The following is a 16030-nucleotide window of genomic DNA, read 5'->3' on the forward strand; positions in this document are numbered from 1 at the left end:
GCCGCCGGCCGCGCGCGTCACCCGTACGGCCCTGTGGTCACGGGCCCGGCCAAGGACCGCCCGGTCGGCCGATCCCCGTTCGACACGAACCAGTACGTCACCTTTCGTGTGTGTATAGGCCTCGGGATCGAGCACCGGGAGGGACCGTGGCGCCGGAAGGCTTCGACTACGAGACGCACAGCCGCCTCGCCGGTCCGTTCGCGCAGCCGGCTCCCGGCCCCGACGGCGTCCACCGGGTGCAGTACCGCTCCCTCCTCTCGCGCGAGGAGGTCCGCACCCGAATACGGGCCATCGCCCTCATGACGCTCGCCCCGGTGGCCGCGGCCGGACTGCTGCTCTACCTGATCTGGCCCACCCACTGGACCGTCCGGGAGGGCGCCGCCCGCTGGCTGATCGTCTGCGATGCCGTGATGCTCTGCTCCGTCGCGCTGATCATGCTGTTCACGCTGGTCAACGTGGTGTCGATCGCCCACGCCACGATGGCCGCCCGCGACCCCGTCCCCGTACCGCCCGTGCCCGGTACCCGCGTCGCGTTCCTGACGACCTACGTCCCCGGCAAGGAACCCCTCGCCATGGTGCGGGCCACCCTGCGGGGCGCCCGGCGCGTGCGCCACGACGGACCGCTGGACGTATGGCTGCTCGACGAGGGCGACGACCCCGCGGCCCGGGCACTCTGCGCGAAGCTCGGCGTACGGCACTTCACCCGCAAGGGCGTGCCCGAGTGGAACACGACGAAGGGCCACCACCGGGCGAAGACCAAGCACGGCAACTACAACGCCTGGCTGGAGCGGCACGGCGACGACTACGAGTTCTTCGCCTCCGTCGACACCGACCACGTCCCGCTCGCGAACTACCTGGAGCGGATGCTCGGATTCTTCCGCGACCCGGACGTCGCCTTCGTCGTCGGCCCGCAGGTCTACGGCAACTACACCGGGGTCGTCACCAAGGCGGCCGAGTCCCAGCAGTACCTCTTCCACGCGCTGATCCAGCGCGCCGGCAACCGCTACGGCGCCCCCATGTTCGTCGGCACCAACAACACCGTACGGATCAGCGCCCTGCGGCAGATCGGCGGGCTCTACGACTCCATCACCGAGGACATGGCCACCGGCTTCGAGCTGCACCGCCGCAGGAACCCGGCCACCGGGCGGTTCTGGCGTTCCGTCTACACCCCCGACGTGCTGGCCGTCGGCGAGGGCCCCGCCTCCTGGACCGACCTCTTCACCCAGCAGCTGCGCTGGTCGCGGGGCACCTACGAGACCCTGTTCAAGCAGTACCGCAAGGGCCTCCTCACGATGCCGGCCGGGCGCCGGCTCAACTACACGCTGATGCTCGTCTACTACCCGATGACCGCGGTGAACTGGCTGCTCGGCATCCTCAGCTGCGCCCTCTTCCTGTGGTTCGGCGCCTCCGGCACCCAGGTCTCCTCCAAGGTCTGGCTGATGCTCTACGCCGACGCGGCCGCCCTCCAGGTGGGCCTCTACCTGTGGAACCGCCGCCACAACGTCTCGCCCCACGAACCGGCCGGCTCCGGCGGTGTCGCGGGCATGGCCCTGTCCGCCGTCTGCGCGCCCGTCTACCTCAGGTCACTCGGCTCGGCGGTGCTGCGCACCGAGGGCCGTTTCGTCGTCACCCCCAAGGGCGGTGACGCCAGCCCCGACCGGCTGATGACCTTCCGCATCCACCTCTTCTGGGCCGCCGTCCTGGTCGTCTCGCTGCTGGCGTCCGTCCGCTTCGACCACACGCACGTCGCCATGCGCGTCTGGGCGGTGCTGGCCCTGGCCATCGCCCTCGCCCCGGTCGCCGTGTGGTGCGCCACGCGAGGCCGGCCGGGACCCGGGGACGGGGCGGACGGGGGCTCCGAGCCGGGTGAGGAGCCGGCGTACGTCCGGGCGACAGGAGGGAACTGAGCATGGACTACCGGCCGTCGAAGAAGTTCAAGAAGACCGCCCTGGGCGCCGCCGCCGTGCTGGTGCTGGTCGCGCTCAACGCTCCCGCCGCGATCTCCTTCGCCGAGGACAAGTACCACGCCTACAAGATCGGGCAGACCAGCTACCGGATCCAGTACGGGTCGTGGGGACTGATCGGGCTCCCCGAGGAACACCGGATCAACGCCATGCACGCGGCCCTGCTGCACACGGGCAAGGTGCTGCTCATCGCAGGCAGCGGCAACAACCAGAAGAACTTCGACAAGGGCACCTTCGACACCGTCCTGTGGGATCCGAAGGACGACAGCTTCAAGAAGATCCCGACGCCGGAGGACTTCTTCTGCGCCGGCCACAGCCAGCTGCCCGACGGGCGGCTCCTGGTGGCCGGCGGCACCGCCCGGTACGAGGTCCTCCACGGCAAGGTCACCCGGGCCGGCGGCCGGATGCGGGTCAAGAACGAGAACCCCGACAAGACCGTCAAGCTGCGCAAGGGCACCCGCTTCCGCTCTCCGTCCGGGGTGGAGTACGAGGCGAAGTTCGACGTGGTCGTGCCGAAGGCCAGGAAGAAGTTCGAGATCACCTACGGGCGGGGCGGGAAGGTCATGCCGTGGCGGACCACCGTGGTCGCCGCCGAGTCGCGGGTCTTCGTGGAGGCGGTGAAGCCCGGCGCCGAGGGACTGACGACCGAGGCCGCGCAGTACGAGGTGGTCGGGCTGACGGGCAAGGACGCCGACAACGTCTACGGGCTCGCGGAACGGCTGAGCGCCGACAAGCAGGACTTCCAGGGCATCAAGTCGGCGTACGAGTTCGACCCGGTGGCGGAGAAGTACCTGCGCGTCGACCCGATGAGCGACGCCCGCTGGTACCCGACCCTCGTCACCCTGGAGGACGGGCGGGTGCTCGCGGTCTCCGGGCTCAACGACGTCGGCGACGTGGTGCCCGGCGACAACGAGTACTACGACCCGCAGACGAAGAAGTGGTCGAAGGCGCCCTTCCGCTACTTCCCGACCTATCCCGCGCTCTTCCTCATGCAGGGCGGCAAGCTCCTCTACACCGGATCCAACGCGGGCTACGGCCCGAAGACCAAGGGGCGCGAGCCGGGTGTGTGGGACCTCGCGACCAACGAGTTCAAGAAGGTGGGCGGGCTCGCGGAGCCGGAGCGGCTGGAGACCTCCTCCTCGCTCCTGCTGCCGCCCGCCCAGGACCAGAAGGTGATGGTCCTCGGCGGCGGCGGGGTCGGCGAGTCCAGGCTCTCGTCCAGCCGGACCGCGATCGTGGACCTGAAGGAGGAGAACCCGGTCTTCCGGTCCTCGGCGCGGCTGCCGCGCGCCACCCGCTACCTGAGCAGCGTGCTGATGCCGGACGACTCGGTCTTCACCACGGGCGGCTCCGCCGACTACCGCGGCCGCAGCGCCAGCGACATCCACAAGGCGCAGTTCTACTACCCGCGCACCGACTCCTTCGCGGCCGCCGCCGACCCGACCGTGGGCCGCAACTACCATTCCGAGGCGCTGCTGCTGCCCGACGGGCGGGTGGCGACCTTCGGCTCGGACCCGCTCTTCGCCGACAAGGACAACACCCGTCTCGGCAAGTTCGAGCACCGGCTGGAGGTGTACTCGCCCCCGTACCTCTTCCGGGGCGAGGACCGGCGGCCCGTCCTCGGCGAGGGGCCCGAGGAGCCCGGCGCGGACGGGCGGGCCACCTTCGCCGCCGCGCACCCGGAGCGGATCGAGCGGGCCCGGCTGATGCGGCCGAGCGCGGTCACGCACACCACGGACGTGGAGCAGCGCTCGATCGAACTGGGGCTGACCAGGACGGACCACTCGGTCACCGTCCAGGTGCCGCAGGATCCGACCCTGGTGCCGCCGGGCTGGTACATGCTGTTCGTGACCGCCGCCGACGGGACGCCCTCGGTGGCGAAGTGGCTCCGGATCGGGGCCCCGCAGCCGGCGGCCCCGTAGGGGCGTCCGGCTCATTGCCTGGCGCGGCGGGCCAGCCCCAGGGCGTAGTCCGGCCACCAGGTGCCGGCCGACGGGCCGCCGCGGCAGGTGCCGTCGGACTCGCCGGGCCGCTTGACCCAGAGGTACGCGTCGACGAGCGGGTCGCCCGTCCTGTCGGTCGGCGGGGCCCCGAGGGCCCGGCCCGGCGGATTGCACCAGGCCTGGGCGCGGTCGCCGGGCAGCGGTCCGTCGCCGTTGCGGCTGGTGTCGATGACGAAGTGCTTGCCGCTGGTGCCCTTGGAGATCCTGGCGCCGTAGGCCCGGGCGGCCGCGTCGGGCTGGAAGTTGGAGACGTTCAGGGCGAAGCCGTCGGCGCGGGCGAGGCCCGCCTTGAAGAGCGGGTCGACCAGGTCCATCGGGTTGGGGATCCAGGCCGGGTTGCCGGCGTCCAGATAGACCTTGGTGTTGGGGTTCTTCTTCAGCCGGTCGACGGCCTCGGAGAGCAGCTGGTAGCGCTCGGCGTGGTGCTCGGGCCGGGTGCAGCCGTCGATGATGTGTGCGATGGCGTCCGGCTCCAGGACGACGACGGCCCGGGTGTCCTCGATGTTGTCGGCGAAGGCGCCGATCCAGCTGCGGTAGGCCCGGGCGTCCGGTGCGCCGCCGGCCGAGTGCTGACCGCAGTCCCGGTACGGGATGTTGTACGCGGCGAGCAGCAGCGTCCGGCCGGTGGCCCGGGCTCCCGCCCTGGCCCGGCGGATCTCGGGGCCGGGGTCGCCGCCGGGTCCCCACAGGGTGAGCGGGCGGTCCGCGATCCTGCGCAGCACCTGGGCGTCGCTGTTGCGGCCCGCCGCCTCCCAGGCCGCGACCTGCCGGGCGGCGTCGCTGTGCGGGTCCACCCAGAACGGGGACTCCTCGGCCGCGACGATGGCGGATGGGGCCGCGGGCGTGGCGGCGGGAGTACCGGGCTCGGGCGCGGGCTCGCCGCCGCAGGCGGGGGCCGCGGCGAGGAGGGCGAGGAGGCCGAGGACGGGGGCGGTGGTGCGAAAACGCGGCCTGCGAGCGGCGGGGGGCATCCGGCTTCCTCGGGACGAAGGGTCGGGCAGCGGAGCGAGATACCGGGATATGTTGACATGTCGGGCAGGTGGCATGGCTGTGCGACACCGGGCGGCGGGGCCGGTGGGCCGTGCCCGGCGGGACGTGCCCGGTGGGCCGTGCCCGGGGCCGCGGGGCTCAGAGGGCGGTGTCGCCGGTGGTGAGCGCGATCGCCAGCGGGGTGCGCTCGTAGCGGACCTGGTGGCCGTGGCGCGCGGAGATGAGCAGCCCGGCCGCCCGCAGGACCCCCAGGTGGGCCGAGACCGTGGACGGGGCCAGCCCGAGCCGGTGGGCCAGCGCCGTGGTGGAGGCCGGTTCCTCCAGCGCGCACAGCACCTCGGCCCGCGCCCGGCCCAGCAGCCGGGCGAGCGCGTCCGGGACGTTCTCCCGGGCCGGGGTCCACAGGGCGCCGATGCCGCGGGCCGGGTAGACGATGGTCGGCTGCCAGGGCGGGTCGAAGCCGCCCGCGATCCCCGGCCAGATGAAGGCGCTCGGCATCAGGAGCAGCCCCTGGCCGCCCAGGACGCGCTCGTGGTGACTGGTGGGCCGGTCGATGGTCAGGGTGAGGGAGGCGGCGTCCCAGGAGAGGCTCGGGTGCAGACCGTCGAAGAGGGCCTGGAGACCGCCGGCGGCGAGGCGGCGCGAGTGGAAGAGGACGTCCGCCTCCAGCAGGGCCCGCAGCCGCGGCCAGTGCGGCTCGATCAGCACGCTCCAGGCCCGTTCCATCAGGTCGGCCAGGTCCCGCACGGCCCGGGCCGGATCGGCCAGCAGGGCCCGGCCCAGATCGCTGTCGAGGGCTCCGGGCGTACAGGCCAGCGACTTGCGGATGTCCTCGCGGGCCACGGCCGGATCCGCGCCGCGGATCAGCGCGATCTCCTCCTCGAAGGAGACCCCGGGGCCGCTCGGCGGCGGGCCGATGAAGTCCGCGCTGTGCCCGCGGTGCGGCATCAGCAGCCACAGCGGCCGCAGGTCCAGCCCGTCGGCGGCGGCGCGGATCCGCCGCAGCCAGGGCAGGTGGTAGCCCTGCCGGTCCGGGCGGTTCAGGGTGCGGACCGCCTCCTGCGTCTCCCACGCGGGCGACAGCGCGAACCGGCACCGCAGCAGGTCCTCGTGCCCGAAGTGGTGGTGCAGTCCCATTCCGGCGCTCCCTGCCCTTCTTCGAGACGGCCGACGACGTGAAGGACTCTGCCGCAACATTCGGCCACAGCCGAATCCCTGGGGCGCCGGACCCGGTCCCGGGACGCTGGGGCCATGCCAGCCGACACCCAGGCGCCCGGGCGGACCGCACCGCCACCGGGCTACCGCTCCGTGTTCCGGGTCCGAGAGTTCCGGACCGTCTTCGCCGCCCACCTGCTGTCCGTGTTCGGCGTGGTCGTCGCCGAGATCTCGCTGTCCGTCCTCGTCTACCGCACCACCGGCTCGCCCCTGATGAGCGCGCTCACCTTCGCCCTCGGCTTCCTCCCGTACGCCCTCGGCGGCACCCTGCTCGCCCCGATCGCGGACCGCCACCGGGCCCGTCGGGTGCTCGTCGTCTGCGACCTCGTCTGCGCGCTCTGCGCGGCCGCCATGGTGGCGCCGGGCACGCCCGTCGCCGTGCTCCTCGTACTGCGCTGTGCGATGGCCTTCGTGGCGCCGCTGTTCCAGGGCACGCGCAACGCCTCCCTCTCCGACATCCTCGGCACCGGCGACGCCTTCGTCCTGGGCCGCTCGCTGCTGCGCATGGTGGCCCAGAGCGCCCAGCTCGTCGGCTTCGGTCTCGGCGGGCTCCTGCTCACCGTGCTCGCACCGCGCGCGGCCATCGCCCTCACGGCCGCGGGCTTCCTCGGCTCCGCGCTGCTGCTGCGGCTGGGCACCCGCAGCCGTCCCGCCCGCGGCAGCGCCCGTACCTCGCCGCTCGCCGGAGTGCGCGCCGTCCTCGGCCGGCGCCGGCTGCGTGCGCTGATGCTGCTGTTCTGGCTGCCGCCCGTCTTCCTCGTCGTTCCCGAAGCGCTGCTCGCCCCGTACGCGGACGGCATCGGCGCCGGTACCGCCGCCCTCGGCCTGATGATGTGCGCCCTGCCCGTCGGCACCATCGCGGGGGAGCTCTGGGCCGGCTCGGCCCTCACCGCCCGGACGCGCTCGCGGATCGTGGTGCCGCTCGCCGCCGCCGGGCTGCTGCCGCTCCTGCTCTTCGCCGTCCGGCCGGGCCTGACCGCGGTCCTCGCCGCCCTGCTGCTCGCCGGGATGGCCCACGCCTACACCCTCGGGCTGGACCAGTGGTACGTAGCAGCCGTTCCCGACGAGCTGCGCGGGCGCGCGATGACGCTGCTCAGCACCGGGCTGATGACCCTCCAGGGGGTCGGCATGGCCCTGGCCGGCCTCGCCGCCGAATTCCGGCCCGTGCACGAGGTCGTCACCGGCGCCGGGGTCCTCGGTACGGGGGTCGTCGTGCTGCTCCTGGCCGAACTCCGGGCGGCCGCCCGGCAGGAGGAACGACTGAGGGATGAGACGACCCCCGCGGCGAAGTGACCTCCCGGTAGGGTCGGACGCGTGCCCAAGCCGCTCAGCCTTCCCTTCGACCCCATCGCCCGCGCCGACGAGCTCTGGCAGCAGCGCTGGGGGCCCGTGCCCTCGATGGCCGCGATCACCTCGATCATGCGCGCGCACCAGATCCTGCTCGGTGAGGTCGACGCGGTCGTCAAGCCGTACGGGCTGACCTTCGCCCGGTACGAGGCGCTGGTGCTGCTCACCTTCTCCAAGGCCGGCGAACTGCCGATGTCCAAGATCGGCGAGAGGCTGATGGTCCACCCGACGTCGGTGACCAACACCGTCGACCGGCTGGTGAAGTCCGGACTGGTCGCCAAGCGGCCCAACCCGAACGACGGCCGCGGCACCCTCGCCTCCATCACGGAGAAGGGCCGCGAGGTCGTCGAGGCCGCCACGAAGGACCTGATGGCCGTCGACTTCGGCCTGGGCGCGTACGACGCCGAGGAGTGCGGGGAGATCTTCGCTCTGCTGCGCCCCCTGCGGGTGGCCGCGGCGGACTTCCAGGAGTAGCGGGGCCGGGTGCCGGGCCCGGGGCCGGACCCCGGGCCCGGACCCCGGGGCCGCGTCAAGATCGAGCAAAACGGACGGCTAGGCTCGTCGGCATGAAACGAAGCGTGCTGACCCGCTACCGCGTCATGGCCTACGTGACCGCGGTCATGCTCCTGATCCTCTGTGCCTGCATGGTGGCGAAGTACGGCTTCGACACCGGCGCCGACCTGACCTTCGTGGTCTCGCAGGCCCACGGTGTGCTCTTCATGATCTATCTGGTCTTCGCCTTCGACCTGAGCTCCAAGGCCAGGTGGCCCTTCGGCAAGATGCTCTGGGTCATGCTCAGCGGAACGATTCCGGTGGCCGCCTTCTTCGTCGAGCGCAAGATCCGCGCCGAGGTCGAGCCGCTGGTCAGCGACTCGCTCGCGACCGCCAAGGCCTGATCGCCGCCGCGTACGAGGCAAGCGTCACCCACCCCCGGGGCGAGTCCCCGGGGGTTTGCCATCGACATTTACTAGGACGTCCTAGTAAATTCGTGGGTATGGACGCTGACGCCATCGAGGAAGGCCGCCGTCGCTGGCAGGCCCGTTATGACAAGGCCCGCAAGCGCGAGGCAGACTTCACCACGCTCTCCGGCGACGAGGTCGAACCGGTCTACGGGCCCCGGCCCGGCGACGCGTACGAGGGCTTCGAGCGCATCGGGTGGCCGGGCGAGTACCCGTACACCCGCGGGCTCCACGCCACCGGTTACCGCGGGCGGACCTGGACCATCCGGCAGTTCGCCGGGTTCGGGAACGCCGAGCAGACCAACGAGCGCTACAAGATGATCCTGGCCGCCGGCGGCGGCGGGCTCTCCGTCGCCTTCGACATGCCGACCCTCATGGGGCGCGACTCCGACGACCCCCGCTCCCTCGGCGAGGTGGGGCACTGCGGGGTCGCCATCGACTCCGCCGCCGACATGGAGGTCCTGTTCAAGGACATCCCGCTCGGTGACGTCACGACCTCCATGACGATCTCGGGCCCGGCCGTCCCCGCCTTCTGCATGTACCTGGTCGCCGCCGAGCGGCAGGGAGTGGACCCCGCCGTCCTCAACGGCACGCTCCAGACCGACATCTTCAAGGAGTACATCGCCCAGAAGGAGTGGCTCTTCGAACCCGAGCCGCACCTGCGCCTCATCGGCGACCTCATGGAGTACTGCACGAAGGGCATCCCGGCCTACAAGCCGCTGTCCGTCTCCGGCTACCACATCCGCGAGGCCGGGGCCACGGCCGCGCAGGAGCTCGCGTACACCCTCGCCGACGGCTTCGGTTACGTGGAGCTGGGCCTCTCGCGCGGGATGGACGTCGACGCCTTCGCGCCCGGCCTCTCCTTCTTCTTCGACGCGCACCTCGACTTCTTCGAGGAGATCGCCAAGTTCCGTGCCGCACGCCGGATCTGGGCCCGCTGGATGAAGGAGGTCTACGGGGCGAAGAGCGACAAGTCCATGTGGCTGCGCTTCCACACCCAGACCGCCGGCGTCTCCCTGACCGCGCAGCAGCCGTACAACAACGTCGTGCGCACCGCCGTGGAGGCCCTCGCGGCCGTGCTCGGCGGCACGAACTCGCTGCACACCAACGCCCTCGACGAGACCCTCGCCCTGCCGAGCGAGCAGGCGGCCGAGATCGCGCTGCGCACGCAGCAGGTGCTGATGGAGGAGACCGGCGTCGCCAACGTGGCGGACCCGCTGGGCGGCTCCTGGTTCGTGGAGCAGCTCACCGACCGCATCGAGGCCGAGGCCGAGAAGATCTTCGAGCAGATCAAGGAGCGCGGCCTGCGCGCCCACCCCGACGGGCAGCACCCGATCGGACCGATCACCTCGGGCATCCTGCGCGGCATCGAGGACGGGTGGTTCACCGGGGAGATCGCCGAGTCGGCCTTCCAGTACCAGCGGTCGCTGGAGAAGGGTGACAAGCGCGTCGTCGGCGTCAACGTGCACCACGGGTCGGTCACCGGGGACCTGGAGATCCTCCGGGTCAGCCACGAGGTGGAGCGCGAGCAGGTCCGCATGCTCGCCGACCGCAAGGCCCGCCGCGACGACGCCAAGGTCGCCGCGTCCCTCAAGGCCATGCTGGACGCCGCCCGCGACGGCTCGAACATGATCCCCGCCATGCTGGACGCGGTGCGGGCCGAGGCCACGATGGGCGAGATCTGCAACACCCTGCGCGACGAGTGGGGCACCTACACGGAGCCGCCGGGCTTCTAGCCCCGGGCCCGCCTGTGTGGGAGACGGCCGGTCATGGTGCCCGTACGGTGGCGCCATGACCGGCCTTCCTGTGCCCGTACGGGGTGTGAGCGCGCGCGTGGTGATGAACAAGGGCGGCTGCGGCGGCCACTACGCCTACGTCGTCGCCGACTTCGAGCCGCCGGGGCCAGCCGGGACGGAGATCGTGAACCTGGCGCGGGAGGACCGGCTGCCCGCCGAGTTCCTCGCGGCGGTGCGGGACGGGATCGAGCTGGGGCTGGACGGGGTCGAGGCCGCGGTCCTGATCACCGACGGCGGTGTGTACTGGCCGGACGCACGCGACATCGGCTACCGCACGGCCGGGGCCCAGGTGGCCCGGGGCGCGCTCGTCGCGGCCGGTCTGCGGCCCGAGGCGGAGGCCGACGCGCTGCGCTGGGCGAGCTGGCCGGGCCGTCGGCGGCCCTGGCCGGGGGAGAACCCGCGGGCCGCGGCGCTGGCGGAGCAGGTTCTGGAATCCCGGCGCCGTGCCGGGGAGTGGACCTTCTGAGACCTTCTGGGACCTTGTGACGGCGCGGCGGCGGCAGGGGACGGCAGCGGGCGGCCGGGCGGCCCGGTGGGTTCAGGCCGCCGCCGGGCCGCGCAGGCCGTGCATCAGGAGGGCGGTGAAGGTGGCCACCCAGAGCTCGTCCACCGGTTCGGAGCTCACCAGGGCGCGGTGCACCACCGTGCCCGCGATCACGTCGAAGATCAGGTCCGTGGTGCGGCCCGCGAGGGACTCGTCCTCCTCGTACGGGAGTTCCCCGCGGGCCTGGGCCCGTTCGCGGCCCAGCACGACGAGACGTTTCTGCCGGTCCACGATCGCCGACCGGATCCGGTCGCGCAGGGCCTCGTCCCGGGTGGACTCGGCGACGACCGCCATCAGAGCGGTACGGGCCTCCGGGCGCCGCAGCAGCTCCGCGAACTGCAGCACCACGTTCTCGATGTCCGCTTCCAGGGAGCCCCGGTCCGGGAGTTCGAGCGCGTCGAAGAGCTCCGCGACCGCGTCCACGACCAGCTCGTTCTTGCCCGCCCAGCGCCGGTAGAGGGTGGTCTTGGCAACGCCCGCGCGGGCGGACACGTCCCCCATCGTCAGCTTCGACCAGCCCAGCTCGACGAGCGCGTCCCGGGTCGCGGCGAGGATCGCGGCGTCCGCGGCGGCGCTGCGGGGACGACCGGTGCGGCCGGGGCTGGGGTTGCGCATGGCCGAGACCATACCCGTCGGTAGCCAGAACGGCCGCTGTGGTTCAGATCACGGGGCCGGAAGGGGCGCGGGGGGCCGCCGGGGGAGTTACGCTACGGCTCGTAGCGTAAGAGCGACAACCACGCGAAGAGCTACAGGCGCCAGGTGGGGACCCGGCGCCGTTCAACATCACGATCGCGACGGTACGGCGGCACGGCCAATTCACGCGATCTTTTTCGTCGGCGCGCGCACACGGGGGAGGATGTACGCATGCAGCCCAGAAACATGTCCATGAGCGGCGTCGTCGACCTCGCCGCGGTGAAGGCGGCCGGTGAGGCCAAGGCCAAGGCCGAGCAGGCGCGCGCCGAAGCGGCCGCCCGGGCCGGCGAGTCCGGCGGGGCGGGTCCGTCCGCCGGTGCCGTGCCGCCGTCGGCGCTCGTCATCGACGTAGACGAGGCCGGTTTTGAACGCGATGTGCTCCAGCTCTCCGCAGAGGTCCCGGTCGTCCTGGACTTCTGGGCCGAGTGGTGCCAGCCGTGCAAGCAGCTCAGCCCGCTGCTGGAGCGCCTGATCACCGAGGCCAACGGCCGCCTCGTGCTCGCCAAGATCGACGTCGACGCCAACCAGATGCTCATGCAGCAGTTCCAGATCCAGGGCATCCCGGCCGTCTTCGCCGTGGTCGCCGGTCAGGTGCTGCCGCTGTTCCAGGGCGTGGTCCCGGAGCAGCAGATCCGCGAGACCTTCGCCCAGCTCGTCCAGGTCGCCGAGGACCGCTTCGGGATCATCGGCATCGAGGTGGACCCGGACGCGGAGGGGGCCGCTCCGGCCGCCTCGGCCGCGGACGAGATCCCGGCGGGCCCGCACGACGCCCTGCTGGAGGCGGCCGTCGTCGCGCTCGACGCCGGCGACCTGGGCGGCGCGGTCCAGGCGTACAAGAACGTGCTCGCGGACGACCCGGCCAACACCGAGGCCAAGCTGGGCCTGGCCCAGGCCGAGCTCCTCGCCCGGGTCCAGCACATGAACCCGCAGGCGGTGCGGACCGCGGCGGCCGAGAACCCGCGCGACCCGGCGGCACAGATCGCCGCGGCCGACCTCGACCTGGTCGGCGGCCACGTGGAGGACGCCTTCGGGCGCCTGGTGGACACGGTGCGGGTCACGTTCGGTGAGGACCGGGACACCGTGCGGCTGCGGCTGCTGGAGCTGTTCGAGGTCATCGGCGCGGACGACCCGCGGGTCTCCGCGGCGCGTACGGCGCTCGCGCGGGTGCTCTTCTAGGCCGCGTCCGGACCGGCTTCGCGGCCGCTCCGGGGCCGCCGCCGGGCGCTGCCCGTACATCGCCGGGACACCGGCGATTTGTTGACACGTAGATAAACAGCGGCCGCGCTTTGCCAAAACTTGGCAATCGCGGCCGCTGTTACTCGCAGTAAATCGAACCCCGTGAACTGTCCGGTGTGTTCGTCATTCGCCTGTTCTGTCGTGGCCCTGGGTGACACCCTGTGTTGCTGCCCGACGGCGGCGGGTCGTGCCCAGGTTATCTGGCCGTTACCCGCCAGTAACGAACCCCCTTGTGCCCCGGCCTGGAATGGACCACGATCGGCGACGCTCGGTCCTTCCCGCAGAGCCGCTCACTCGGAGCCGCGGTGAAGGGTCCCCACCGAGTCGGTCTGTGGCAGTGGCACCGGCCGTTGGACAGGGGGGTCTCTGCCACACCGGCGGGGCCTGTCCTCCAGGTTGCGCGAACGCGTGGCCCAGTGGTTGTCGCTCGGGGGTGATCGCCGGTGCATCGGACGTGGCACAGCCGCGGCCGGGCCGCCTGCGCTCCTTCCCGAGGACGTAGCACTTCTCCCATCCCAGGACGGGTACGGCCCGGACCGGAGATGTACGTCCGAGAAGGAGGAACGAAATGAGTTCTCAGGTTCGTGGCGGGACCAGATGGAAGCGCTTCGCGCTCGTCATGGTGCCGAGCATCGCGGCCACGGCTGCGGTCGGTGTGGGTCTGGCGCAGGGTGCCCTCGCGGCGTCCTTCAGCGTCTCCGGCCAGGACTTCAAGGTCTCGGCCGACGAGCTCGTGGGTGAGAACCTCATCCAGTACGGCGGTATCGCCGAGGGTCACGACCTCAAGGGCAACGCCCAGCACCACCCGGTCACCATCTCCGGGTTTAGCAACGCCAAGATCACCAACATGTGCCAGTCCCTGGTCACCCCGACTCCGCTGGGCAACATCACGCTCCAGCTGAAGACCGGTCACAAGGGCACGGCTGCCGAGGCGACCAACATCTACCTGGATGTGGCCGAGCTCGACACCAACGCCGAGTTCACCAACCTGGACATCGGTGTGGCGGTCGGCGACCCGAGCCACAAGACCAAGCCGCAGGCCGGCACGGTCGCGAGCCCGTACGCCTTCTCGCAGCGCGCGGACAAGGCGGTCCTGCGGGACGTCAAGCAGAAGGCGTGGGCGACCACGGCGGGCACCTTCAAGCTGCCCAACCTGAAGCTGCGCCTGCTCGGTGGCGACCAGCCCTGCTACCAGGACATCAAGGACTGATCAGTCCCCGTGTCTGACCGGACGGGCGGGTGGTGACAGCCGTCGCCCCCGCCCGTCCGGGCTCCACAGAGTTCTCAAGTACCACCGTTTCCAGGGAGCTGTTGTCCATGAACCCCCAGGCCCCGGTTTACGTTCGCGCAGAAGACGACGCCTGGCTCACCGTGGTGTACTACCACTTCCATGCCTGGAGCGGCCGCCGTCCCTTCTGGGCCGGGCTGTTCACGCTCCTCGGCGGCTTCCCGATCGCCTACTTCCCCTACGCGGACCTCCGGCTGGGCAACGTCAGCCTCGCCATGGCCACCACGGGCGGTGCCGGTGCGCTGATCATCGGCGTACTGCTGATCACGCTGGGCCTGGCGCTCTGGTTCCAGGCGACCATCCGCGTCTTCGCCGGCGTGGCCGCGATCCTGCTCGCCCTGGTCTCGATCCCGGTCTCCAACCTCGGCGGCTTCTTCGTCGGCTTCATCCTCTCCATGGTCGGTGGCGCGCTCGCCCTGTCCTGGGCGCCGGGGAAGCCCGCGGAGCAGGACGAGCAGCCGGCGGGCGACCAGCAGCCGGGCGTCGTCGCTCTGAGCAAGGCGGACGCGATGGCGGACATGGGCGCCCAAGGCGTTCCGGGGCCCCGTGGGGCGGAAACGGCACACGCGAGCGAGACGACTGCCCACGCCGATGGCGGGAGGAACAGTGCGGGGTGACGAGACGCAGCGGGGCGTGGCCCCTGGCGCAGAGTCCCGTGTAGTGAAGGGGCCGCGCCACGCGGCGCCCAGGAAGTCGCTGCTGAACAAGATCCAGATACCCGTCGGCAAGACGATGGCGCTCGCGGCGATGCCGACGGCCGTGTTCGTCGGGATGGGCATGGCGCCGAAGCTGGCCGTGGCCGACGACAAGGAGATCCCCTTCGCGCCCGGCCCGTGTGTGACACGGTCCGACGAACCGGCGGAGACCGAGTCGAAGTCCCCGTCACCCACGCCCTCGACGACGCCTTCGCCGAGTGCGTCGCCCAGCGCGACGCCCTCTCCGTCCGCGTCCCCGTCGTCGTCGGCGAAGGCGAAGCCGAGCACCTCCCCGTCGGCGGCCAAGCCGCCGGTGACGAACGAGAAGGCTGCGGCTGCGGCTGCGGCCACGACGCCGGCTCCGGAGCCGACCAAGTCCGTGAACCCGCTGGACCCGCTGGGCGTCGGCGACGCGCTCAAGAACCTCGTCGACGAGCTCGGCAGGCCCCTCAAGGACGCGACGGCGAAGGCGACCCCGACGCCCGCGGCCACCCCGTCGGGCGCCGCCACGACGGCTCCGACCCCGGACCCGGCCGCGGACGCGATCCGCGAAGCGGCGAAGAAGGCCGGTGTCGACGTCAAGGAGCTGTCCGAGGAGGTCAAGAAGACCGAGAAGGACCCCAAGAACGAGACGGGCGAGGACAAGGCCAAGGACGACAAGGCCGAGGACGAGGCCAAGGACGACGAGTCCAAGGACGAGGACAAGGACGAGGAGACGAAGGACCCGGACGGGAAGCAGCCCTTCCCGTGCCCGACCTACGACGCCAAGGCACTGGCCGACGCCGAACTGGAGCAGGGCGTCCCGCTCCTGCCGGACGAGCCCTGGTACCTCGACAGCTCCCTGCTGACCCTGTATGGCCTGGACTACCACGGCATCGTCGAGGTGAAGACGGCCGGCGGCAAGACCAAGAAGGTCCTGAAGTTCACCGCGGACTCGCTGGACATCAAGGACCTGTACCAGACGGTCGGCAAGTCGGGGAACGTCGCCCACCTGAAGTCGCGTCCGGGCTCCACGTCCAAGATCCGCGGCGGCACGGTGACGATGTACACCGAGAGCCTCAAGGGCAACCTGTTCGGTCTGATCCCGATCGAGTTCACCCCGAACAGCCCGCCGCCCCTGAACGTCCCGTTCGCTTTCTTCACGAACGTCAAGGTCGTCCAGGCCGGCCAGTTCGGCGGCACGCTCACCGTTCCGGGCCTGAAGAACTACATCGGTCCGCCGGAGTAGCAGCGGCTCCAGAGCGTCACAACGGCCCGCCCTCCTTGTGGGGGCGGGCCGTCCGTTTTCCGTTACCCATAG

At 71.5% G+C, this 16030-nt stretch carries 14 protein-coding genes; 11 read left to right on the forward strand and 3 right to left on the reverse strand.

The features are described 5' to 3' along the window. The first annotated feature begins 146 nt into the window (after positions 1-146). Both ACXNSR_RS26640 and glxA read left to right on the forward strand, forming a co-directional pair. Positions 147-1907, forward strand: coding sequence for a glycosyltransferase family 2 protein (locus ACXNSR_RS26640; protein WP_458637942.1), 1761 nt, complete (start codon positions 147-149; stop codon positions 1905-1907). A gap of 2 nt (positions 1908-1909) precedes the next feature. Next, a complete protein-coding gene (gene glxA / locus ACXNSR_RS26645) occupies positions 1910-3886 on the forward strand; it encodes a radical copper oxidase GlxA (RefSeq protein WP_458637943.1) in 1977 nt (658 codons plus the stop codon). Positions 3887-3897: 11 nt separating this feature from the next. On the opposite strand, the gene ACXNSR_RS26650 is transcribed toward glxA, so the two are convergent. Continuing rightward, positions 3898-4938 carry a glycoside hydrolase family 6 protein gene (locus tag ACXNSR_RS26650; RefSeq protein WP_458637944.1) on the reverse strand — a complete coding sequence of 347 codons (1041 nt, stop codon included), beginning with the start codon at positions 4936-4938 and terminating at the stop codon, positions 3898-3900. Positions 4939-5095: 157 nt separating this feature from the next. Continuing rightward, positions 5096-6094: an ArsR/SmtB family transcription factor gene (locus ACXNSR_RS26655; RefSeq protein ID WP_458637945.1), complete on the reverse strand. Its 999-nt coding sequence runs from the start codon at positions 6092-6094 to the stop codon at positions 5096-5098. Between the two features lie 114 nt (positions 6095-6208). Between ACXNSR_RS26655 and ACXNSR_RS26660 the strand changes: the two genes are divergently transcribed. From ACXNSR_RS26660 to ACXNSR_RS26680, 5 genes are all read left to right on the forward strand, one after another. Continuing rightward, a complete protein-coding gene (locus ACXNSR_RS26660; protein WP_458637946.1) occupies positions 6209-7465 on the forward strand; it encodes an MFS transporter in 1257 nt (418 codons plus the stop codon). Between the two features lie 21 nt (positions 7466-7486). Next, complete coding sequence (locus ACXNSR_RS26665; RefSeq protein WP_030011146.1) at positions 7487-7993, forward strand: MarR family winged helix-turn-helix transcriptional regulator; 507 nt, start codon at positions 7487-7489, stop codon at positions 7991-7993. A 92-nt stretch (positions 7994-8085) separates the two neighbouring features. Continuing rightward, entirely contained in the window at positions 8086-8415 is a 330-nt protein-coding gene (locus ACXNSR_RS26670) for a DUF3817 domain-containing protein (RefSeq protein ID WP_329098976.1), read from the forward strand. A 98-nt stretch (positions 8416-8513) separates the two neighbouring features. Beyond that, positions 8514-10214 (forward strand): acyl-CoA mutase large subunit family protein, encoded by a 1701-nt coding sequence (locus ACXNSR_RS26675; protein ID WP_458637947.1) that lies wholly within the window; start codon positions 8514-8516, stop codon positions 10212-10214. 55 nt (positions 10215-10269) lie between these two features. Then, positions 10270-10740, forward strand: coding sequence for a hypothetical protein (locus tag ACXNSR_RS26680; protein ID WP_458637948.1), 471 nt, complete (start codon positions 10270-10272; stop codon positions 10738-10740). Between the two features lie 72 nt (positions 10741-10812). Here the strand turns inward: ACXNSR_RS26680 and ACXNSR_RS26685 are convergent, their stop codons facing one another. Beyond that, positions 10813-11433, reverse strand: coding sequence for a TetR/AcrR family transcriptional regulator (locus tag ACXNSR_RS26685; protein WP_030014167.1), 621 nt, complete (start codon positions 11431-11433; stop codon positions 10813-10815). A 249-nt stretch (positions 11434-11682) separates the two neighbouring features. Here ACXNSR_RS26685 and ACXNSR_RS26690 point away from each other — a divergent pair, with 249 nt between their 5' ends. The 4 genes from ACXNSR_RS26690 to ACXNSR_RS26705 all read left to right on the forward strand — a co-directional run bounded on the left by ACXNSR_RS26690 (position 11683) and on the right by ACXNSR_RS26705 (position 15958). Then, complete coding sequence (locus ACXNSR_RS26690; RefSeq protein WP_458637949.1) at positions 11683-12687, forward strand: tetratricopeptide repeat protein; 1005 nt, start codon at positions 11683-11685, stop codon at positions 12685-12687. A 628-nt stretch (positions 12688-13315) separates the two neighbouring features. Continuing rightward, positions 13316-13957, forward strand: a complete 642-nt coding sequence (locus tag ACXNSR_RS26695) for a DUF6230 family protein (RefSeq protein WP_458637950.1) — start codon at positions 13316-13318, stop codon at positions 13955-13957. Positions 13958-14064: 107 nt separating this feature from the next. Further along, positions 14065-14652, forward strand: a complete 588-nt coding sequence (locus ACXNSR_RS26700) for a DUF6114 domain-containing protein (protein ID WP_458637951.1) — start codon at positions 14065-14067, stop codon at positions 14650-14652. Next, complete coding sequence (locus ACXNSR_RS26705; protein WP_458637952.1) at positions 14642-15958, forward strand: hypothetical protein; 1317 nt, start codon at positions 14642-14644, stop codon at positions 15956-15958. Before ACXNSR_RS26700 ends, ACXNSR_RS26705 begins: the two co-directional genes overlap by 11 nt. Positions 15959-16030: the final 72 nt, after the last annotated feature.

Source organism: Streptomyces sp. NC-S4, assembly GCF_054353315.1.

What these genes read in the sequence shown, in the direction of transcription:
- glxA (WP_458637943.1), top strand. Translation starts at nt 1,910, where the DNA reads ATGGACTACCGGCCGTCGAAGAAGTTCAAGAAGACCGCCCTGGGCGCC.
- ACXNSR_RS26650 (WP_458637944.1), bottom strand. Translation starts at nt 4,938, where the DNA reads ATGCCCCCCGCCGCTCGCAGGCCGCGTTTTCGCACCACCGCCCCCGTC.
- ACXNSR_RS26655 (WP_458637945.1), bottom strand. Translation starts at nt 6,094, where the DNA reads ATGGGACTGCACCACCACTTCGGGCACGAGGACCTGCTGCGGTGCCGG.
- ACXNSR_RS26660 (WP_458637946.1), top strand. Translation starts at nt 6,209, where the DNA reads ATGCCAGCCGACACCCAGGCGCCCGGGCGGACCGCACCGCCACCGGGC.
- ACXNSR_RS26670 (WP_329098976.1), top strand. Translation starts at nt 8,086, where the DNA reads ATGAAACGAAGCGTGCTGACCCGCTACCGCGTCATGGCCTACGTGACC.
- ACXNSR_RS26675 (WP_458637947.1), top strand. Translation starts at nt 8,514, where the DNA reads ATGGACGCTGACGCCATCGAGGAAGGCCGCCGTCGCTGGCAGGCCCGT.
- ACXNSR_RS26680 (WP_458637948.1), top strand. Translation starts at nt 10,270, where the DNA reads ATGACCGGCCTTCCTGTGCCCGTACGGGGTGTGAGCGCGCGCGTGGTG.
- ACXNSR_RS26685 (WP_030014167.1), bottom strand. Translation starts at nt 11,433, where the DNA reads ATGCGCAACCCCAGCCCCGGCCGCACCGGTCGTCCCCGCAGCGCCGCC.
- ACXNSR_RS26690 (WP_458637949.1), top strand. Translation starts at nt 11,683, where the DNA reads ATGCAGCCCAGAAACATGTCCATGAGCGGCGTCGTCGACCTCGCCGCG.
- ACXNSR_RS26695 (WP_458637950.1), top strand. Translation starts at nt 13,316, where the DNA reads ATGAGTTCTCAGGTTCGTGGCGGGACCAGATGGAAGCGCTTCGCGCTC.
- ACXNSR_RS26700 (WP_458637951.1), top strand. Translation starts at nt 14,065, where the DNA reads ATGAACCCCCAGGCCCCGGTTTACGTTCGCGCAGAAGACGACGCCTGG.